The organism is Massilia sp. X63 (assembly GCF_041023745.1).
Lineage (GTDB): Bacteria > Pseudomonadota > Gammaproteobacteria > Burkholderiales > Burkholderiaceae_D > Telluria.
In genome coordinates, this window is sequence record NZ_JBFTEF010000001.1 from 401,659 (window position 1) to 422,300 (window position 20,642).

The following is a 20,642-nucleotide window of genomic DNA, read 5'->3' on the forward strand; positions in this document are numbered from 1 at the left end:
TGAATTGGAGAGCAGTATGACGGGCGAGCATTCATCCAAACAGTATGACCAGGAGCTGGAAGCGATTCGGTCCAAGGTCCTGCTGATGGGCGGCATGGTGGAAACCGCGTTCGACGAGGCGATGGAGTGCTTCCGTGCGGGCGACGTCGCGCGCGCCGACCGCGTGATGGCCGACGACCAGGCCGTCAACCAGCTCGAAGTGCAGCTCGACGACGCCTGCAGCCACCTGATCGTGCGCCGCCAGCCGACCGCGAACGACCTGCGCACCGTGATGGCCACGATCAAGGTCATCACCGACCTGGAGCGCATCGGCGACGAAGCCTCGAAGATCGCGCGCACCGCCAAGAGCCTGCACGAGCGCGGCAGCACGCCGTTCGCCCACTACGACATGGTGCGCACCATCGCGCGCGCCACGTCCGACCTGCTGCACGATTCGCTGGACGCCTTCGCCCGCCTCGACGGCAGGCAGGCGCTGGAACTGATCGCCGCCGACGAGGTGGTGGACCACGAATTCCGCAGCATCCTGCGCAACCTGATCACCTTCATGATGGAAGACCCGCGCACGATCTCGTCGGCGCTGGACACGCTGTGGGTGGCCAAGGCGATCGAGCGCATCGGCGACCACGCCAAGAACATCGCCGAATACGTGATCTACGTGGTCGAAGGCCGCGACATCCGCCACAGCAAGCCGGTGGCCCCCGAGCAGGCGGGCGTCTAGGCATGGCGGACAACACGAGCGTCTTGGTGGTCGAGGACGAACCCGCGATCGTCGAACTGGTGAAGTATTCGCTGCGCGAAGCCGGCTGGGACATCCGCACCGCCGACAGCGTCGGTGGGGCCTGGGACAGCATCACCCGCGCCAAGCCCGACCTGGTGCTGCTGGACTGGATGCTGCCCGACCAGAGCGGGCTGCGCCTGCTGTCGCGCCTGCGCGGCGACCGCGATTTCCAGGAAATCCCGGTCATCATGCTGACCGCCAAGAGCATGGAAGAGGACAAGATCGCCGGCCTGAACACGGGCGCCGACGACTACGTCACCAAGCCGTTCTCGCCGCGCGAACTGCTGGCCCGCGCGCGCGCGCTGCTGCGCCGCAAAAGCCCGCACCTGGCCGAGGCGCCGCTGCGCGCCGGCAGCGTGGTGCTCGACCCGAACAGCTGCACCGTGACGGTCGAGAACCAGCAGATCGAGATCGGCAATGCCGAGTACAAGCTGCTCAAGTTCCTGATGGCGCACCGCGAGCGCGTGTTCTCGCGCGCCCAGTTGCTCGACAAGGTGTGGGGCGACCATGCCGTGATCGAGGAACGCACGGTGGACGTGCACGTGCTGCGCCTGCGCAAGGCGCTCAGAAGCGCCGATGGGCTGATCCGCACGGTGCGCAGCGTCGGCTACATGCTGTCCGAGAAGTGAGCGCCGCGTGAGGGACGATCCGGTACGCTCGATGAGCCCGAAGGTGCTGTTCTGGGTGCCGGCGATCCTGCGCCTGGTGCTGATGTTCGCGGCCGCCGGCATGGTCTGGTGGATGTCGGGCCTGGTCGAGGCCCTGGTGTTCGCGCTGGCGGCCACCGTGATCGCGCTGTTCGTCCAGCTGCGCTACCTGCACGAGCTGGGCGAATGGCTGCACGACCCGCACAGCAGCCGCCTGCCGGACGGGTGGGGCGCCTGGACCGACGTGTTCGCGCGCCTGTACCGCCTGCGGCGCGAGGACGAGCGCCACCAGGCCGAGATGGCCGAGTGGCTGGCGCGCTTCCGCGAGGCGATGCAGCTGCTGCCGGAAGGCGTGGCGATCATGGACGACGTGCTGTTCCTCGAATGGTGCAACGAGGCGGCCGAGCGCCACCTCGGCCTGACCATGGCGCGCGACAAGGGCCTGCGCGTGACCAACCTGGTGCGCCACCCCGAATTCATCGACTACGTGATCCTGGGACGCTACGAGCAGCCGCTCACCCTGTCCTTCCGCGGCCGCAAGCTCGAATGCCGCATCATCCCGTTCGAAAACCGCCGCCAGATCCTGGTCACCCACGACGCCACCGACACCGAGCGGATCGAGGCGATGCGGCGCGACTTCATCGCCAACGCGTCGCACGAGCTGCGCACCCCGCTGACGGTGATCGTCGGCTTCCTCGAGATCGCGATGTCCGACCCGGGCCTGGACGTGGCCACCCGCACCGCCCACCTGAGCCTGATGACCGAACAGGCGCAGCGCATGCAACGCCTGATCGGCGACATGCTGACCCTGTCGCGCCTGGAGTCCGACGAATTCCCGCTCAAGCGCGAGCGCGTGGACATGAAGGCCATGATCGAATCGGTGGCCCTGGAGGCGCGCGCCCTGTCGGGCGGCCGGCACCAGATCGAGGTCGCGGTCGAGGGCCCGGACGTGATGGGCAGCCTGGAAGAGCTGCGCAGCGCGTTTGCCAACCTGGCCTCGAACGCGGTGCGCTATTCGCCCGACGGCGGCACCGTCAAGCTGTCCTGGACGCGCGGCCCGGACGACCTGCGCTTCTCGGTGCAGGACGCCGGCATCGGCATCGAGCCGATCCACATCGCGCGCCTGACCGAGCGCTTCTACCGGGTCGACAAGAGCCGCTCGCGCGAGACCCAGGGCACCGGACTCGGGCTGGCGATCGTCAAGCACGTGCTGCTGCGCCATGGCGGACGGCTGGTGATCGCGTCGGTGCCGGGGCAGGGGAGTACGTTTACGGCGGTGTTGCCGAATACCTCGCTGCCGGGCTGAGCCCAATGTTCTGGCCGGCCGCCGCTCGGGTTACAATCGTAGCTCGTTCTTTTCGGCAGCTTTTATGTTCTCTCGTCGTCGTTCCCTGATCGCCTGCGCCGCGCTGCTCCTGGCCGGCTGCGGCAGCACCCCCACTAAGCCTCCCGCAACGCCCGTCGCCCAGCAGGCCACGCCGCCCGCCCCGCGCAAGATCAAGATCGGCCTTGCCCTCGGCGGCGGCGCCGCGCGCGGCTTCGCCCACATCGGCGTCATCAAGGCGCTGGAAGCCCAGGGCATCGTGCCCGAGATCGTGGTCGGCACCAGCGCCGGCTCGGTGGTCGGCTCGCTGTACGCCTCCGGCATGGACGGCTTCACCCTGCAGAAGACCGCGCTCGGCATGGACGAGGCCACGATTTCGGACTGGGCCTTGCCGCTGTTCGGCAAGTCGACCGGCGTGCTGAAAGGCGAAGCCCTGCAGAATTACGTGAACAAGGCGGTCGGCGGGCTGCCGATGGAGCGCCTGAAGCTGCGCTTCGGCGCGGTCGCCACCGACCTCAAGACCGGCAAGCCGATCCTGTTCAACAAGGGCAACACCGGCATGGCCGTGCGCGCCTCCTCGGCGGTGCCGAGCGTGTTCCAGCCGGTGAAGATCGGCGCCAACACCTACGTGGACGGCGGCCTGGTGGCGCCGGTGCCGGTGAAGTTCACCAGGGACATGGGCGCCGACTTCATTATCGCGGTGAACATTTCCAGTGCGACCGAAGGCGCGGCCACGGCCAGTTCGCTCGACGTGCTGATGCAGACTTTCAGTATCATGGGCCAGCGCCTGAACCACTTCGAGCTGAAGGAAGCAGACATCGTCATCACGCCCAACCTCGGCAACATGGGCAGCGCCGACTTCAGCAACCGCAACCTGGCGATCCTTGCAGGCGAACAGGCGGCCGCCGCTGTGATGCCACAGATCAAGGCCAAGCTCAAGGCCAAGCAATTAGGACAATAAAGGAAGCTCATGCACACCAAGCCTTACCTCACCCTCGAGGACGTCAAGAAGATCGCCGCGGGCGCCGAAGCCGAAGCGCTGAAGAACAACTGGGCGGTGTCCTTCGCCATCGTCGACGACGGCGGTCACCTGCTGTGGTTCCAGCGCCTGGACGGCGCCGCGCCGGCCTCGTCCCACATCGCGCCGGCCAAGGCCAGGACCGCGGCGCTGGGCCGCCGCGAGTCGAAGCTCTATGAAGACGTGATCAACAACGGCCGCATGTCCTTCCTGTCGGCGCCGGAGCTCGAAGGCATGCTGGAAGGCGGCGTGCCGGTGATCGCGGGCGGCCACGTCATCGGCGCGGTCGGCGTGTCGGGCGTGAAGTCGAACGAAGATGCGCAGATCGCCAAGGCCGGCATCGCTGCCCTGGGCGCTGCATAACAGCCGAGCTTGTCACCCCGATGTCACGGAAGGCACCTGCGGGTGCCTTTTGTTTTTATTTCGCACGGGCAGCAATTCATCGAACGCAGGCCGGTTTGCGCGCCACTTTCGCACACGTTTGGGCAAAATCAGCGCCACTTTTGTAGAATTGGTGCATTGCCGAATAGGGGCATTCCGCGCTATAATTCGGAAGTTTAACCATTCACACATTTGCCGTAGCGCCTACCCACCATCCCTCATTCAACTAGATGTCCAGCTACCGGCAGGCAGGTCTCCGCCCGGGTTTGTTGGATGTCGGTCTGACGTGGCGCAGCTACGGTAACTTTATTGGGAGTTACCCTTGCCGCCATTTTTTTCTGGCCCAGCCGTCCCAGCCATCCTGGCCCTCGCTGACGGAACGATTTTCAAAGGAGTTTCCATTGGTGCCACCGGTCACACGACCGGCGAAGTGGTGTTCAACACCGCGATTACTGGCTACCAGGAAATCCTTACCGACCCCAGCTATTCGCGTCAGATCGTTACCCTGACGTACCCGCACATCGGCAACTACGGCGTCAACCCGGCCGACGTCGAGGCCTCCAAGGTCCACGCCGCCGGCCTGATCATTCGTGACCTGCCGCTGCTGGCATCGAATTTCCGCTCCACCCAGTCGCTGTCGGATTACCTGAAGCAAGAGAACGTGGTCGCCATCGCCGGCATCGACACCCGCAAGCTGACCCGCATCCTGCGCGAGAAGGGCGCACAAAGCGGCGCCATCGTGACCGGCATCCAGGGCAAGGAGCCGTCGGAAGCCCAGGCGCTGGAACTGGCGCGCTCCTTCCCGGGCCTGGCAGGCATGGACCTGGCCAAGGTCGTGTCGGTGAAAGAACCGTATGTGTTCACCGAAACCGAGTGGAAACTGGGCGAAGGTTTCGGCCAGCAGGACAATCCCAAGTACCATGTGGTCGCCTTCGACTATGGCGTCAAGCGCAACATCCTGCGCATGCTGGCCGAGCGCGGCTGCAAGGTGACCGTGCTGCCGGCGCAAGCGACCGCGGCCGACGCGCTGGCGCTGAACCCGGACGGCATCTTCCTGGCCAACGGCCCGGGCGACCCGGAACCCTGCGACTACGCCATCAAGGCCAGCAAGGAGCTCATCGAGAAGGGCATCCCGACCTTCGGCATCTGCCTCGGCCACCAGATCATGGCGTTGGCGTCCGGCGCCAGGACCATGAAGATGAAGTTCGGTCACCACGGCGCCAACCACCCGGTGCAGGACCTCGATTCGAAGAAAGTATTGATCACGTCGCAGAATCACGGCTTCGCGGTCGACCCGGACAGCTTGCCGGCCAACTGCCGCGTCACCCACGTGTCGCTGTTCGACGATTCGCTGCAGGGCTTCGAGCGTACCGACAAGCCGGCCTTCTGCTTCCAGGGCCACCCGGAAGCCTCGCCCGGCCCGACCGACGTCGCCTACCTGTTCGACCGCTTCATCAAGCTGATGGATGCGAAAGCTGGAAAAAATACTGCAGGAGAAGAAGTAAATGCCTAAGCGTAGTGATATCAAAAGCATCCTGATCATCGGCGCGGGTCCGATCGTCATCGGCCAGGCGGTCGAATTCGATTACTCGGGCGCCCAGGCCTGCAAGGCCCTGCGCGAGGAAGGCTACAAGGTCATCCTGGTGAACTCGAACCCGGCGACCATCATGACCGACCCGGAAACGGCGGACGTCACCTACATCGAGCCGATCACCTGGAAGGTCGTCGAGCGCATCATCGACAAGGAGCGTCCGGACGCGATCCTGCCGACCATGGGCGGCCAGACCGCGCTGAACTGCGCGCTCGACCTGCACCACAACGGCGTGCTGGAGAAATACAATGTCGAGCTGATCGGCGCGACCCCGGAAGCGATCGACAAGGCCGAAGACCGCGCCAAGTTCAAGGACGCGATGACCAAGATCGGCCTCGGTTCGGCGCGCTCGGGCGTGGCGCACTCGATGGACGAGGCCTGGGCCGTGCAGCGCGAGCTGGGCTTCCCGACCATCATCCGTCCGTCCTTCACCATGGGCGGCAGCGGCGGCGGCATCGCCTACAACGAGGAAGAGTTCGAGCAGATCTGCAAGCGCGGCCTGGAAGCCTCGCCGACCAACGAGCTGTTGATCGAAGAGTCCCTCCTCGGCTGGAAAGAGTACGAGATGGAAGTGGTCCGCGACAAGAAGGACAACTGCATCATCATCTGCTCGATCGAAAACCTGGATCCGATGGGTGTCCACACCGGCGATTCGATCACCGTCGCGCCGGCGCAGACGCTGACCGACAAGGAATACCAGATCATGCGCAACGCGTCGATCAACGTGCTGCGCGAGATCGGCGTCGATACCGGCGGTTCGAACGTGCAGTTCGCGATCAACCCGAAGGACGGCCGCATGATCGTCATCGAGATGAACCCGCGCGTGTCGCGTTCCTCGGCGCTGGCCTCGAAGGCCACCGGCTTCCCGATCGCGAAAGTGGCGGCCAAGCTGGCCGTTGGTTTTACGCTTGATGAGCTGCGCAACGAGATCACCGGCGGCGCGACCCCGGCCTCGTTCGAGCCGTCGATCGACTACGTCGTCACCAAGATCCCGCGCTTCACCTTCGAGAAATTCCCGACCGCGGACAAGCACCTGACCACCCAGATGAAGTCGGTGGGCGAGGTGATGGCCATGGGCCGCACCTTCCAGGAATCCTTCCAGAAGGCCCTGCGCGGCCTGGAAGTCGGCGTCGACGGCCTGAACGAGAAGACCCGCGACCGCGAGAAGATCGAAGAAGAACTCGGCGAGCCGGGACCGGAGCGCATCTGGTACGTGGGCGACGCCTTTGCCCAGGGCTTCACCCTGGAAGAAGTGCATAACCTCACCAAGATCGACCCGTGGTTCCTGGTGCAGATCAAGGAGATCGTCGACATCGAGCTGTGGCTGGATCACCAGAAGCTCGACAGCCTGGACAAGCCGACCCTGTACAAGCTCAAGCAGAAGGGCTTCTCGGACCGTCGCCTGGCCTTCCTGATGCAGACCACGCCGCAGGCCGTACGCGCGCGACGTCACGAACTGGGCATCCGTCCGGTGTACAAGCGCGTCGACACCTGCGCCGCCGAGTTCGCGACCAACACCGCCTACATGTACTCGACCTACGACGAGGAGTGCGAGTCCAACCCGACCGACAAGAAGAAGATCATGGTGCTGGGCGGTGGCCCGAACCGCATCGGCCAGGGCATCGAGTTCGACTACTGCTGCGTGCACGCGGCCCTCGCCATGCGCGAAGACGGCTACGAGACCATCATGGTCAACTGCAACCCGGAGACCGTGTCGACCGACTACGATACCTCGGACCGCCTGTACTTCGAATCGCTGACCCTGGAAGACGTGCTGGAAATCGTCGAGCTGGAAAAACCGGAAGGCGTGATCGTGCAGTACGGCGGCCAGACTCCGCTGAAGCTGGCGCTGGATCTGGAAGCCAACGGCGTGCCGATCATCGGCACTTCGCCGGACATGATCGATGCGGCCGAAGACCGCGAGCGCTTCCAGCAGCTGCTGCAGAAGCTCGGCCTGCGCCAGCCGCCGAACCGCACCGCGCGCACCGAAGCCGACGCGCTGGCGCTGGCCGACGAGATCGGCTACCCGCTGGTGGTGCGTCCGTCCTACGTACTGGGCGGCCGCGCGATGGAGATCGTCCACGAACAGCGCGACCTGGAGCGCTACATGCGCGAAGCGGTCAAGGTCTCGCACGATTCGCCGGTGCTGCTGGACCGCTTCCTGAACGACGCCATCGAAGTCGACGTCGACTGCATCTCGGACGGCGAAGCCACCTTCATCGGCGGCGTGATGGAGCACATCGAACAGGCCGGCGTGCACTCGGGCGACTCGGCCTGCTCGCTGCCGCCGTACTCGCTGTCGCCGCAGACCATCGCCGAGCTGAAGCACCAGACCGCGCTGATGGCCAAGGCCCTGAACGTGGTCGGCCTGATGAACGTGCAGTTCGCCATTCAACAAACGGAAGTCGACGGCAAGACGGTCGATACCGTGTTCGTTCTCGAAGTGAACCCGCGCGCCTCGCGAACCGTGCCCTTCGTGTCGAAGGCGACGGGGCTGCAGCTGGCCAAGATCGCAGCGCGCTGCATGGTGGGACAGACCCTGGCCCAGCAGGGCATCACGAAAGAGGTGACGCCGCCGTTCTACAGCGTCAAGGAAGTCGTGTTCCCGTTCGTGAAGTTCCCGGGCGTCGACACCATCCTCGGACCGGAAATGAAGTCGACCGGCGAGGTGATGGGCGTGGGCGAAACCTTCGGCGAAGCCTTCGTGAAGTCGCAGCTGGCGGCCGGCATCATCCTGCCGACCAAGGGCACCGTGTTCCTATCGGTGAAGGGCACGGACAAGCCGCGCGCCGTTGGCGTGGCGCGCGAGCTGGTGGCGCTGGGCTTCTCGCTGGTGGCCACCAAGGGCACCGCGGCCGTCATCGAAGCGGCCGGCATCCCGGTGCGCCAGGTGAACAAGGTGCTGGAAGGCCGTCCGCACGTGGTCGACATGATCAAGAACCGCGAGATCGTCATGGTGGTCAACACCGTGGAAGAGAAGCGTTCGGCGATCAAGGATTCCGCCACCATCCGTACCTCGGCCCTGCAGTCGCGCGTGGTCACCTACACGACCATCGCCGGCGCGGAAGCCGCGATCGAGGGTATGCGCCACCTGGACGAGCTGCGCGTCTATGATTTACAAGGTCTCCATAAAACCTTAAACTAAGCAGCAAGTAGTACCAGGGACCACAGAGCTCGCGCGGCTTGCGCCGCGCGCCTCTGTGGTTTTCACTTGGTGCGTCCAATCACGAAATAACCTAGAGCGACATGAACACTAGCGTACCACTGACCAAATACGGCGCCGAACTCCTGAAGGAAGAGCTGCACCAGCTCAAGACCAAGGAACGCCGTAACGTGATCGACGCGATCGCCGAAGCGCGCTCGCACGGCGACCTGTCCGAAAATGCCGAATACGATGCCGCGAAAGAGCGCCAGGCATTTGTCGAAGGCCGCATCGCGGAACTCGAGGGCAAGCTGAGCGCCGCGCAGATCATCGACCCGGCCACGCTGGATGCGGAAGGCCGCGTCGTCTTCGCCTCGACCGTCGACCTGGAAGACCTGGAAAGCGGCCAGAAGGTGAGCTACCAGATCGTCGGCATCGACGAAGCCGACATCAAGCTGAACAAGGTATCGGTGACCTCGCCGATCGCCCGCGCCCTGATCGGCAAGTACGCCGGCGACGTGGTCGAAGTGCAGGCCCCGTCGGGTCCGCGCGAATACGAAATCCTCGAAGTCCGCTACGTCTGATGACGCAAGCCGCTGCGCGCCCGGCTTCCCGCAGTGCCTCGCGCCTGGCCGCCGCCCGGCTGCTGGTAGCGGTGCTGTGGGCCGGGGCGCTGTGGGTGCTCGGCTACGTCGCCGCGCCGGCGGTGTTTTCGGCGCTGCCCAGCACGGCGGCCGGCGGCGTCGTCGCCGTCTTCCTGAACCGGCTGGGCTGGGTGTCGCTCGGCTGCGCGGTCCTGATGCTGCTGCTGGTGCGCCTCTCGCCCGATCTCGATGCGGGGCGCCGGCGCTCGCTGAACCTGCTGGTGCTGGCGATGCTGGCCTGCGCGCTGGTGATGTGGGCCGGCCTGCAGCCGGCCATGGCGCAGATGCGCGAGCTGGCCGGCCCGGCCGGGGTGAGGGCGTCGCCGTACTGGACACAGTTCGCCGCGATGCATGGGGTGTCGCAGCTGTTTCACGTGATCGAGAGCGTGCTGGCAGCGATGCTGGTTCTCAAGAGCCGCTAGGGCGGACCCTCAGCTTGGAAGGCTGATGCCAGGTTCGCCAGGCAGGCGAAAAAAAACCGGGTCGCCCCGGTTTTCTCGTGCACGAGCCGAATCACTTGTTCAGTGCATTTTTCTTGGTCGAAGTCTGACGCGGTTTGGCGCGCTTGATGTTGCCTCCCGCGGTCACGCGTTCGTTCCCCTTCAACATGACCTTGGTGACGCTCGGCTTCTTGGTGCCGCTGGCGCTGGCCTTGACGATGGTAACTTCGCGCATGCCCTTGCCGGCCTTGCCGCTGCGTTCCTTGACGGCTTCCTTCTTCGGGCGGTAGAGCACCAGCAGCTTGCCGATGTGCTGGACAGGCGCCGCGTCGAGTTCCGCGCAGATCTGTTCGTACATGGCAACCCGGGCTTCGCGGTCGTCGCCGAACACACGGACCTTGATCAGGCCGTGCGCGTCGAGGCTGGAAGCGATTTCCTTCATGACCGATTCGGTCAGGCCGGATTCGCCGATCATGACGACTGGGTTGAGTCCGTGGGCTTCGGCGCGCAGTGCGCTGCGCTCGGCCGGAGTGAGTTTAAGCATAATAATTTTTTGGATGTACCTTTAAAAGCAGTATTCTACGCGAATGGCCAAGAACAAATTAAACAAAAACTGGTTACACGACCATATTAACGACCCCTACGTCAAACTGGCCCAGAAAGAGGGCTACCGCGCCCGCGCGGCCTACAAGCTCAAGGAAATCGACGAAAGCGAAAAGCTGATCAAGCCGGGCCAGGTCATCGTCGACCTCGGCTGTACGCCCGGCAGCTGGGCCCAGTACACCCGGCGCAAGCTGGCCGGCGCCGACGGCGGCGGCATCCACGGCACCATCATCGGTCTCGACATGTTGCCGATGGAACCGATCGCCGACGTCCAGACCATCCTGGGTGATTTTCGCGAAGAAGAAGTGCTGGACCAGCTCGACGCCTTGCTGCAGGGACGCAAGGTCGACCTGGTGCTGTCCGATATGGCGCCGAATCTGTCGGGTATTCCCACCGCGGATGCTGCGCGAATGGAACACTTGATCGACCTGGCCATTGAGTTTTCTCAAAATCACATGAAACCGAGCGGGGCATTGCTGGTGAAGTGCTTTAAAGATATGGGATTTACTCAGATACTGGAAAAGTTTCGTACCGAATTCAAGACCGTCAAGCAGGTCAAACCCAAGGCAAGCCGGGACAAATCCTCGGAAATTTTCCTGCTTGGACGGGGTCTGAAGAATCCGGTAGCGTGAAAACCGCGTCCGGAAGCACTTTTGCCCTTGATATTCGGCGCAGCAACCGCACATCAGCCAGCGTAAGCCTGGCTGTGCAAACGATTGCCACGCCGCCAGGCGTGTAAAAATGTCATTTTGGCACTATTGTCGTACGTTGCGTGGCGGCGTCGGCTTATTGCGGTTAAAATCGTCATACTGAAATCGGTAGAGATGCAATCCGCATCGGAGGAGTTTTCGTGAATAATATGTTTTCCAAATCCGCCATCTGGGTGGTCGTTGCGCTGCTGTTGTTCATGCTGTTCAAGCAGTTCGACAACCACAGCGTCGCCGGCGGCAGCAAGACCATCGCTTATTCCGAGCTTCTCGATGAGGTGAAAGCGCGTCGCATCAAGGACGTCGTGATCGAAGGCTCGAACATTACCGCGACCAAGAGCGACGACACCAAGGTCCGCGCCACCGCGACCATCCTCGACCGCGGCCTGATCGGCGACCTGCGCGAAAACGGCGTGCGTTTCGATGTCAAGCCGCCCGAGGAACCGTCGTTCCTGCAGCAGGTCTTCATCTCCTGGTTCCCGATGCTGCTGCTGATCGGCGTGTGGGTATTCTTCATGCGCCAGATGCAGGGCGGCGGCAAGGGCGGTGCGTTCTCCTTCGGCAAGTCGAAGGCGCGCATGCTCGATGAAACCAACAACACGGTTACCTTCGCCGACGTCGCCGGCTGCGACGAAGCGAAGGAAGAAGTCTCGGAAATCGTCGACTTCCTGAAAGACCCGACCAAGTTCCAGAAGCTGGGCGGCCGTATCCCGCGCGGCGTGCTGATGGTCGGTCCTCCGGGTACCGGTAAAACCCTGCTGGCACGCGCCATCGCCGGCGAAGCCAAGGTGCCGTTCTTCTCGATCTCCGGTTCGGACTTCGTCGAGATGTTCGTCGGCGTGGGTGCGTCGCGAGTGCGCGACATGTTCGAGAACGCCAAGAAGCATTCGCCCTGCATCATCTTCATCGACGAGATCGACGCCGTCGGCCGCCACCGCGGCGCCGGCATGGGCGGCGGCAACGACGAGCGCGAACAGACCCTGAACCAGTTGCTGGTCGAGATGGACGGCTTCGAAGCCTCCTCGGGCGTCATCGTCATCGCCGCGACCAACCGCGCCGACGTGCTCGACAAGGCGCTGCTGCGCCCGGGCCGTTTCGACCGCCAGGTGATGGTGGGCCTGCCGGACATCCGCGGCCGCGAGCAGATCCTGAACGTGCACATGCGTAAAGTGCCGATCGGCACCGACGTCAAGGCCGACATCCTGGCGCGCGGCACCCCGGGCTTCTCGGGCGCCGACCTGGCCAACCTGGTCAACGAGGCCGCGCTGTTCGCGGCGCGGCGCAGCAAACGCCTGGTCGAGATGATCGACTTCGAAGACGCCAAGGACAAGATCTACATGGGTCCTGAGCGCAAGTCGATGATCATCCGCGAGGAAGAGCGCCGCAACACGGCCTACCACGAGTCGGGCCACGCGGTGGTCGCCAAGCTGCTGCCGAAGGCCGACCCGGTGCACAAGGTCACGATCATGCCGCGCGGCTACGCCCTCGGCCTGACCTGGCAGCTGCCGGAGCACGACAACCTGTCGGGCTACAAAGACAAGATGCTGGAAGAAATCTCGATCCTGTTCGGCGGCCGTATTGCCGAAGAGATCTTCGTCGGCCAGATGTCCACCGGCGCCTCGAACGACTTCGCCCGCGCGACCAAGCTGGCCCGTTCGATGGTCACCCGCTTCGGCATGTCCGAGAGCATGGGCGTCATGGTCTACGAAGACAGCGAGAACGAGGGCTTCTTCGGCGGCGCCACCAAGACCATCTCGGAAGCGACCCAACAGAAGGTCGATGCCGAGATCCGCACGATCCTCGACACGCAGTACGCCCTGGCGCGCCGCCTGTTGGAGGAGAACCGCGACAAGGTCGAGATGATGACCAAGGCGCTGCTCGACTGGGAAACCATCGACGCCGAGCAGATCAACGACATCATGGCGGGCCGCGAGCCGCGCCAGCCCAAGGCCGGTCTGCTGACCAAGCGCACCCCGCCGGGCGACGGCGGCTCGGGCGGGGTGGCGCCGAACGCCACCGCACCTGCCTGATTCGCGGCCTGAGCGCCTGTCCACGCACGCAAAAAGGCATCCACCGGATGCCTTTTGCTCGTTTACGCAATCCCATCGCCATCCGTTTTCATACCATGACCAAGCAACTGCAATGCGGCCAGTACAGCTTCGCGCTGGAAGGCCCGGCCTCCACCCATCCGGTCGTGATGGGCATCCTGAACGTCACGCCGGATTCCTTCTCCGACGGCGGCCGCTACCAAGGGCTCGAGTTCGCCCTGTCGCACGCCGAGGAAATGATCCGCGACGGCGCCACCATGATCGACATCGGCGGCGAGTCGACCCGGCCGGGCTCGCCCAGCGTGCCGGTGGCGGAAGAACTGGCGCGCGTGATCCCGACCCTGTACGCGCTGCGCACCCTCGACTGCGCGCTGTCGGTCGACACCTGCAAGCCTGAGGTCATGCGCGAGGCGCTTATCGCCGGCGCCGACATGATCAACGACATCAACGGCTTCCGGGCCCCGGGCGCCGTGGAGGCGGTGCGCGACAGCGATTGCGGGCTGTGCGTGATGCACATGCAGGCCACGCCCCAGACCATGCAGCAGGAGCCCGTATACGCCGACGTGGTGCGCGAGGTGATCGACTTCCTGAACGAGCGCGTGGACTTCCTGGTGCGCGCCGGCATCGAGCGCGAACGCATCTGCATCGACCCGGGCTTCGGCTTCGGCAAGACGGTCGAGCACAACTACGCGCTGCTGCGTCACCTGGCGCGCATCCGCGACGAAGTCGGCCTGCCGCTGCTGGCCGGGCTGTCGCGCAAGTCGATGATCGGCGCCGTGACCGGGCGTCCGGTGGAGCAGCGCGTGGCCGGCAGCATTGCCGGCGCATTGGCTGCGGTAGCGCATGGCGCTAGAATCGTGCGCGTGCACGATGTGGCGGAGACCGCCGACGCCCTCAAGGTCTGGCACGCGGCGCATGAATCGTGACGGCGTGAAATAATTACTCAGATAAAATACGCACGGCGTTTAATCACGGATAGAAAAGAGAACAACAATGGCACGCAAATATTTTGGTACAGATGGTGTTCGTGGCCTGGTCGGGGAAGCACCGATTACGCCTGACTTCGTCATGCGCCTCGGCTATGCCGCCGGCACGGTGCTGGCCAAGGGCGGGAAGTCGAGCAGCGGCCGTCCGGTCGTCCTGATCGGCAAGGACACCCGTATCTCCGGCTATATGCTCGAAGCCGCGCTGGAAGCGGGCTTCTCCGCCGCCGGCGTGGACGTGATGCTGGCCGGTCCGATGCCGACCCCCGCCATCGCCTACCTGACCCGGGCGCTACGCCTGCAGGCCGGCGTGGTGATCTCGGCCTCGCACAATCCCTTCCAGGACAACGGCATCAAGTTCTTCTCCGAACACGGCACCAAGCTGCCGGACGCGGTGGAACAGGAAATCGAAGATGCGATCGACCAGCCGATGGGCTGCGTGCCGTCGGACAAGCTGGGCCGCGCGACCCGCCTGCGCGACGCCCAGGGCCGCTACATTGAATTCTGCAAGAGCACCTTCCCGAACGAACTGGACCTGCGTGGCCTGAAGATCGTGGTCGACAGCGCCCACGGCGCCGCCTACAACATCGCGCCGCACGTGTTCCACGAGCTCGGCGCCGAAGTGGTCTCGATCGGCGCATCGCCGGACGGTTTCAACATCAACGCCGGCGTCGGCGCGACCGCGCCGAAGGCGCTGTCGGAAGCCGTGGTGGCCAACAAGGCCGACCTCGGCATCGCGCTGGACGGCGATGCCGACCGCCTGATCATGGTCGACGCCAGCGGCCGCGTCTACAACGGCGACGAACTGCTGTACCTGATGGTGCGCGACCGCATGGCCACCGGCCCGGTCGCCGGCGCGGTCGGCACCCTGATGACCAACATGGCGCTGGAAGTGGCGTTCAAGCAGATGGGCGTGGGTTTCGCGCGCGCCAAGGTCGGCGACCGCTACGTGCTCGAAGTGATGCAGGAGCGCGGCTGGCTGTTCGGCGGCGAGAGCTCCGGCCACCTGCTGGCGCTGGACAAGCACAGCACCGGCGACGGCATCGTCTCGGCCCTGCAGGTGCTGTCGGCGCTCAAGCGCAGCAACAAGTCGCTGGCCGAATGCTGCAGCGAACTCAAGCTCTATCCGCAGACCCTGATCAACAAGCGGGTCACCCCGGGCTTCGACTGGACCAGCCACCAGGCCCTGGTGGCCGAGAAGGAAGCGGTCGAGCGCGAGCTGGGCGATTCGGGCCGCGTCCTGATCCGCGCCTCGGGCACCGAGCCCCTGATCCGGGTCATGGTCGAGGCCAAGGAAGCGGAGCTGGCCGAAAGCATGGCGCGCCGCATTGCGGACAAGCTGGCCGCCTGACCTGGCGGCAAGGGTGCGTGATTTGACGCGCACCCGTTGCGGGAGTATGATCGGCCCCATATCGGAGTGTGGCGCAGCCCGGTAGCGCACCTGGTTTGGGACCAGGGGGTCCAAGGTTCGAATCCTTGTACTCCGACCACCGCTTCCTCCGCGGGCTGTCGATCGACAGCCCGTTTCATTTCTGGTGGCCCGGCAATCCGGTTCTTGCGCGCGCCATCTTCATCTGCCCATAGCTCAGTTGGATAGAGCATCAGCCTTCTAAGCTGAGGGTCGCTGGTTCGAACCCAGCTGGGCAGGCCATCCCTGGCATCGTCGCAGTTTCGCGTTTGCCGTCCGCTGCAGTAAGATCACGTTCCCGGACCGGCCCGCCGCGGCCGTCCCTGACCAACACTTTCGGACCCCATGCTTTTCCTGACAGTTCCCTACGCCGAGAAGGACGAAGCGAAGGCGCTCGGCGCCCGCTGGAATCCCACCAAACGCCGCTGGTACGTGCCGGACGGCGTCGCCACCGCCGCCTTCGCCAAATGGGCCGGGCAGGGCGCCGATGCCGGGGGCGGCGCCGCCGCACCGGCGGCTGCCGGCGGCCGCGTCGACAGCTACCAGGGCAAGACGGTGACGGGCGCCAACTACCTGGCGCTCGGCCATGACTGCAACCCCTTCGAGCCTTGCCCGGCATGCGGCGCGGCCCTGGCCGGTACCGAATGGCAAAAGGCGCGCCAGCACCTGGCGGGGATCGTGTCGAGGTTGTAAGCCGGCTCAGGTTCGCTCAGGTTCGCTCAGGCAAGCGAACGGCGTGGGTGGCGTTGCTGTGTTAACGTTCCGGCACCGCGCACCGTCCCCGGAGGCGCGCTTTCGGAGACCGCCCATGCATGTCGCACGCCTGTTCCAGCCCTGTATCCGTCTCGCCTGCCTGGCCGCGCTGCTGTGCGCCCTGGTGCCCGGTGCCGGTGCCGCCGACGCGCCCGCCGCGCCGGCGCCGGGCGAGACTTTCACGCTGCAACTGGCGGGCGATGCCGCGCAGGGCGCCCAGGCCGCGGATGCGGATAGCGGCACCGTGCAGTTCATCGGTACGGCCACGGTGATCATCCGCTTCCAGGGTTTCACCATCCTGACCGACCCGAATTTCCTGCACAAGGGCGAGCACGTCCACCTGGGCTATGGGCTAACGGCCGAACGCAAGACCAATCCGGCGATCGACTTCGACCAGTTGCCGCCGATCGACCTGGTGGTGCTCTCGCACTACCATGGCGACCATTTCGACCAGCTGGTGCAGGAAAAGCTCAACCGCGCCACGCCGATCGTCACCACCAAGGAGGCCAGCGAGCGCCTCAAGCGTTTTGGATTCACCCGCACCATCGGCCTGAGCAGCTGGGATCGGCTCGAGGTCAGCAAGGGCGCGTCGCGCCTGCGCCTGACGGCCGCCCCGGGCCGGCATGGCCCGGCCGGGGTGGCGGTGCTGCTGCCCACGGTGATGGGCTCGGTGCTCGATTTCGGCACCGATCCGGCCGCGCCCGACTACCGCATGTACATCAGTGGCGACACGCTGGTGTACGACGACATCCGCGCCATCCCGCAGCGCTTCCCCGACATCGACCTGGCGCTACTGCACCTCGGCGGCACCCGCATCCTGGGCGTGCTCAAGGTGACCATGGACGGCAAGGACGGCGTGCGCATGATGCAGATCGTGCGGCCGAAGAAAACCGTACCGATCCACTACAACGACTACGACGTGTTCAAGTCGCCGCTCGAGGATTTCGCGCGCGAGGTCAAGGCGGCCGGACTCGAGAAGGACGTGGTCTATCTTGCGCACGGCGAGACCTATTCGTTTAGCCGGATACAGCGCTGACGGGACAAGGCGGCGCGCCGACGCGGGCGACCTGCGCGGCTGGCTCAATCGTGCGCACTCGCAATACTGCCGAGTAAACGCTATGATGCCAGCCTGACAATAATTGCTTCCAGGCCCAAGGCATGTCCCGAGCGCACCACCCCAGTCCGACCGATACCCTGGTCCAGCGCGACCGGCGTCTCGTGGCCGGCATCGCGGTATCGGCACTGCTGCATGGCCTGTTGTTGTCGCTGCAGTTCGGGATTCCGGGCGTCGATGCAGGGCAGGGCGGGCCGATCCAGTTCAGGCTGGCCCCGCCGGCACCGATTCCCGCTCCGGTAGCCCAGCCGTCTCCGGTGGACGCGCCCGCCTTGCCCTTGCCGCCCCTCCCAGTGCCGGCGCCGTCCGCGGCGCCCGCGCGCGGCTTGCGGCTGGTCGATCCGCGCCCGCAGCAGATCGAGCTGGCGCAGGCGGTGCAGCCGAAGCCCGCGGCCAGGCCGGTGCGCCGTCCGAAACCGAAGCGGCGCCCGCTACCGGCGGCCCCCGTCATCGCCTCGATCGCCCAGTCCGATGCGCCGTTCGCGGTCGCGCCGCCGCCGGCCGAGATCGAACCCGACATCGTTCCCAGCGCGGTCGTCAGCGACGCCGACAGCGAGCCCAGACCGGACGAGGCCGCGATCGCCGCGCGTGCCGACGAGCAGGCCATGGAGGCCGAGCGCCAGCGCCGCGAAGAAGCCGACCGGATTGCCGCTGCCGAAGCGCAGCAGCGCCGCGAAGCCGAGACCGCGCGCCTGTTGCGCGAGGAACAGGAACTCGTGATGCGACGTGAGCGCGAAGCGCTCGCCCAGCGCGAGGCCGCCTTGCAGGCGGAAGAGCAGCAGCGCCTCGAACGCCAGCAGGCGGAGCAGAAATTTGCCGAACAGGAGCTGGCGGCACGCCAGCTCGCGCAGCAGCAGCTGGTCGAGCGCGAGCGCCAGCAAGAAGAGCAGCGCGCGGCCGAACAGCGCCTGGCCGAGCAACTGGCGGCCGAGCAGGCGCGGATCGCCCAGCAACGGCTGGAACAGCGCCGGATCGACGCCGAGCAGCAGCGCCTGGCGCGCCTGCGCGACAGCGAAGAAGCCCAGGCGCGCCAGGCGGAGCAGCTGCGTGCCGCCGAGCGCCTGGCCGCCGACCAGGACGAGCGCCGCCGGGCGCAGGCACAGGCAGAGACTGTGGCTCGCCAGCGGGCCGAGGAGCTGGCGCAGCGCCAGGCCGCCGGGGAGCAGGCGCGCCGCCTGGCCCAGGAGCGCGCGGAAGAGGCGGGACGCCACGCCGCGGCCGAGCGCCTGCAGGCCCGGGCCTTGGCGGGAAGCGGCACTCCGGGAGCCGGCGGACCGGCCGCGGGCGGACCCGGAACCGGTGCATCGGGCAGCGGCAGCGGCAGCGGCGACGGCGCCCGGGCGGGCGGCAACGTCCCGGGCGGCGCCATGGCGTCCCGGGCGCGCGAACTATTGCGCGGGATCACGATCCCGAGCGTGGCGCCGCCGCCGGCGCGCCCGGCCGACCAGGCCGCCGGCGGGCGCCGGGCGCTGTCCGACGGCGCCGAGCGCGACGTGCCGCTGCGCCTGTACGTCGACAGCGTGCGCCAGAAGCTGGAACGCACGGCCGTGCTGGGCGGCGCCCAGTTCAGCTTGCGCGACGTGCGCATCGATCCCCTGGTCAGCCTGTCGCTTCGGAGCGACGGCAGCGTCGACGACGTGACCATCGTGCGATCGAGCGGGCGCGCCGAGATGGACGATGCGGTGCGCCGCTTCATCCGGCTCAATGCCCGCTACGCCGCGTTCCCGCCGAACGTCGCGGCACGCTTCGACGTCATCGAAATCCGCCGCGTGTGGCGCTTTGCCGACGGCCTGAAGTTACTGGAGGAAATGCGCTGAGCAGTACCAGAGCCGCTGTTTGATCAGCTGCAAAGCCAAGCCTGATGGACGCCTTACGCTGGACTGAACCGTTCCACTAAGACGTCTATTTTTGATAGGCAACAATCATGGCTTGGTTTTGTTCAGTTGCAATGTCTGTTTGCCGGCCGCTCCTGCTGGCCTTGTCCCTCTCTCTTTCCCTGTCGGGGCTGCTGGCAGGCTGTGCCAGCGGCATCCAGTTCGCCGGCGGCGGCAAGGACGACGGCGACGCCCCGCCTACCGAGATCATCACCGAGCAGCTGATCGAGGCCGAACGGCGCGTGCTGGCCGAGCAGTCCCGGCAAGACCTGTCGCCGCTCATCGTCGCCAATCCCGCCCCCTACACCATCGGCCAGGGCGACGTGCTGTCGATCGTCGTCTGGGACCATCCCGAGCTGGCCGGCAGCGGCATGGCCACCGCCGCCCTCGACAGCGGCACGGCGCCGCCGAACGCGGTCCAGCCGGGCTTTGCCGTCGACCACCTGGGGCGCATCCAGTTCCCGCTGATCGGCCTGCTGCAGGTCGAGGGCCAGACCGAAGAGCAGGCCAGGGCGCTGCTCACCAAGAAGCTGGCGCGCTACATCGCACAGCCCAGCCTCACGCTGCGGGTCCAGTCCTACCGCAGCAAGCGGGTCTACATCGACGGCGAAGTCAAGGCGCCCGGCCTGCAGGCCATCAACGACATTCCCATGACCCTGGTCGAGGCGCTGAACCGCGCCGGCGGCATGCTGCCCAGCGCGGACCAGAGCCGCATCGTGATCGAACGGGGCCCGGGCCGCTACATGATCAACCTGCGCGAGCTGGTGCAGAAGGGCGTCAACCCGGGCAGCGTGATGCTGAAGCACGGCGACGTGGTGCGCGTGCATTCGCGCGACGAAAGCAAGGTGTTCGTGTCCGGCGAGGTGGTCACCCCGCGCGCCCTCACCATGCACAACGGCCGTCTCACCCTGAACGAGGCGCTGGGCGAGAGCGGCGGCGTCAGCCCGCTGAGTGGCGATGCGCGCCAGATCTACGTGGTGCGCAAGACGCCCGAACGCACCCGCGTGTTCCAGCTCGACGCGCGCGTCAGCGGTGCGCTGGCGATGGCCGAATCCTTCGAGCTGCGGCCGAAGGACGTGGTGTACGTCGCCGCTTCGCCGCTGGCCAACTGGAACCGCCAGCTGAGCCTGCTGTTCCCGGGCGCGCTGACGTCCGCGGTCGGCGTCACCACCCGTCCCTGAACACCT

18 protein-coding genes and 2 tRNA genes are annotated in these 20,642 nt (G+C 65.8%); 19 read left to right on the forward strand and 1 reads right to left on the reverse strand.

Going from position 1 to position 20,642, the window contains the following annotated elements:
- Positions 1-16 precede the first annotated feature (16 nt).
- The 9 genes from phoU (at position 17) to AB3347_RS01840 (ending at position 9,947) form a co-directional block, all read left to right on the forward strand.
- Positions 17-718, forward strand: a complete 702-nt coding sequence (phoU, locus tag AB3347_RS01800; RefSeq protein ID WP_369090056.1) for a phosphate signaling complex protein PhoU — start codon at positions 17-19, stop codon at positions 716-718.
- 2 nt (positions 719-720) lie between these two features.
- Entirely contained in the window at positions 721-1,407 is a 687-nt protein-coding gene (locus AB3347_RS01805; RefSeq protein ID WP_369090057.1) for a response regulator, read from the forward strand.
- 31 nt (positions 1,408-1,438) lie between these two features.
- Positions 1,439-2,731, forward strand: coding sequence for a phosphate regulon sensor histidine kinase PhoR (gene phoR / locus AB3347_RS01810; protein WP_369090513.1), 1,293 nt, complete (start codon positions 1,439-1,441; stop codon positions 2,729-2,731).
- 64 nt (positions 2,732-2,795) lie between these two features.
- Positions 2,796-3,710 carry a patatin-like phospholipase family protein gene (locus AB3347_RS01815; protein WP_369090058.1) on the forward strand — a complete coding sequence of 305 codons (915 nt, stop codon included), beginning with the start codon at positions 2,796-2,798 and terminating at the stop codon, positions 3,708-3,710.
- Positions 3,711-3,719: 9 nt separating this feature from the next.
- A complete protein-coding gene (locus tag AB3347_RS01820; RefSeq protein WP_369090059.1) occupies positions 3,720-4,130 on the forward strand; it encodes a heme-binding protein in 411 nt (136 codons plus the stop codon).
- 340 nt (positions 4,131-4,470) lie between these two features.
- Entirely contained in the window at positions 4,471-5,661 is a 1,191-nt protein-coding gene (gene carA, locus AB3347_RS01825; protein WP_369090060.1) for a glutamine-hydrolyzing carbamoyl-phosphate synthase small subunit, read from the forward strand.
- Positions 5,654-8,884, forward strand: coding sequence for a carbamoyl-phosphate synthase large subunit (gene carB / locus AB3347_RS01830; protein ID WP_369090061.1), 3,231 nt, complete (start codon positions 5,654-5,656; stop codon positions 8,882-8,884). The genes carA and carB overlap by 8 nt, the downstream gene beginning before the upstream one ends.
- Positions 8,885-8,985: 101 nt before the next feature.
- Positions 8,986-9,465, forward strand: a complete 480-nt coding sequence (gene greA, locus AB3347_RS01835) for a transcription elongation factor GreA (RefSeq protein ID WP_224945633.1) — start codon at positions 8,986-8,988, stop codon at positions 9,463-9,465.
- Positions 9,465-9,947, forward strand: coding sequence for a DUF4149 domain-containing protein (locus tag AB3347_RS01840; protein WP_369090062.1), 483 nt, complete (start codon positions 9,465-9,467; stop codon positions 9,945-9,947). Before greA ends, AB3347_RS01840 begins: the two co-directional genes overlap by 1 nt.
- 91 nt (positions 9,948-10,038) lie before the next feature.
- Here AB3347_RS01840 and yhbY read toward each other — a convergent pair whose 3' ends face one another.
- A complete protein-coding gene (yhbY, locus tag AB3347_RS01845) occupies positions 10,039-10,509 on the reverse strand; it encodes a ribosome assembly RNA-binding protein YhbY (RefSeq protein WP_369090063.1) in 471 nt (156 codons plus the stop codon).
- A 43-nt stretch (positions 10,510-10,552) separates the two neighbouring features.
- Between yhbY and AB3347_RS01850 the strand changes: the two genes are divergently transcribed.
- The 10 genes from AB3347_RS01850 (at position 10,553) to AB3347_RS01895 (ending at position 20,636) form a co-directional block, all read left to right on the forward strand.
- The gene (locus AB3347_RS01850) at positions 10,553-11,200 is read left to right on the forward strand and encodes an RlmE family RNA methyltransferase (RefSeq protein WP_369090064.1); all 648 of its coding nucleotides are present in this window, start codon (positions 10,553-10,555) and stop codon (positions 11,198-11,200) included.
- Between the two features lie 218 nt (positions 11,201-11,418).
- A complete protein-coding gene (gene ftsH, locus AB3347_RS01855) occupies positions 11,419-13,305 on the forward strand; it encodes an ATP-dependent zinc metalloprotease FtsH (RefSeq protein WP_369090065.1) in 1,887 nt (628 codons plus the stop codon).
- A gap of 95 nt (positions 13,306-13,400) precedes the next feature.
- Positions 13,401-14,249, forward strand: a complete 849-nt coding sequence (gene folP, locus AB3347_RS01860) for a dihydropteroate synthase (RefSeq protein WP_369090066.1) — start codon at positions 13,401-13,403, stop codon at positions 14,247-14,249.
- A gap of 67 nt (positions 14,250-14,316) precedes the next feature.
- Complete coding sequence (gene glmM, locus AB3347_RS01865; protein WP_369090067.1) at positions 14,317-15,657, forward strand: phosphoglucosamine mutase; 1,341 nt, start codon at positions 14,317-14,319, stop codon at positions 15,655-15,657.
- Between the two features lie 62 nt (positions 15,658-15,719).
- A tRNA-Pro gene (locus AB3347_RS01870) sits at positions 15,720-15,796 on the forward strand.
- A gap of 84 nt (positions 15,797-15,880) precedes the next feature.
- Positions 15,881-15,957 (forward strand) — tRNA-Arg (locus AB3347_RS01875).
- Between the two features lie 102 nt (positions 15,958-16,059).
- On the forward strand, positions 16,060-16,407 hold the full coding sequence (locus AB3347_RS01880; protein WP_369090068.1) for a DUF5710 domain-containing protein: 348 nt from the start codon (positions 16,060-16,062) through the stop codon (positions 16,405-16,407).
- 115 nt (positions 16,408-16,522) lie between these two features.
- Positions 16,523-17,503, forward strand: coding sequence for an MBL fold metallo-hydrolase (locus tag AB3347_RS01885; RefSeq protein WP_369090069.1), 981 nt, complete (start codon positions 16,523-16,525; stop codon positions 17,501-17,503).
- A gap of 122 nt (positions 17,504-17,625) precedes the next feature.
- The gene (locus tag AB3347_RS01890) at positions 17,626-19,398 is read left to right on the forward strand and encodes a TonB family protein (RefSeq protein ID WP_369090070.1); all 1,773 of its coding nucleotides are present in this window, start codon (positions 17,626-17,628) and stop codon (positions 19,396-19,398) included.
- 131 nt (positions 19,399-19,529) lie between these two features.
- On the forward strand, positions 19,530-20,636 hold the full coding sequence (locus AB3347_RS01895) for a polysaccharide biosynthesis/export family protein (RefSeq protein ID WP_369090071.1): 1,107 nt from the start codon (positions 19,530-19,532) through the stop codon (positions 20,634-20,636).
- Positions 20,637-20,642: the final 6 nt, after the last annotated feature.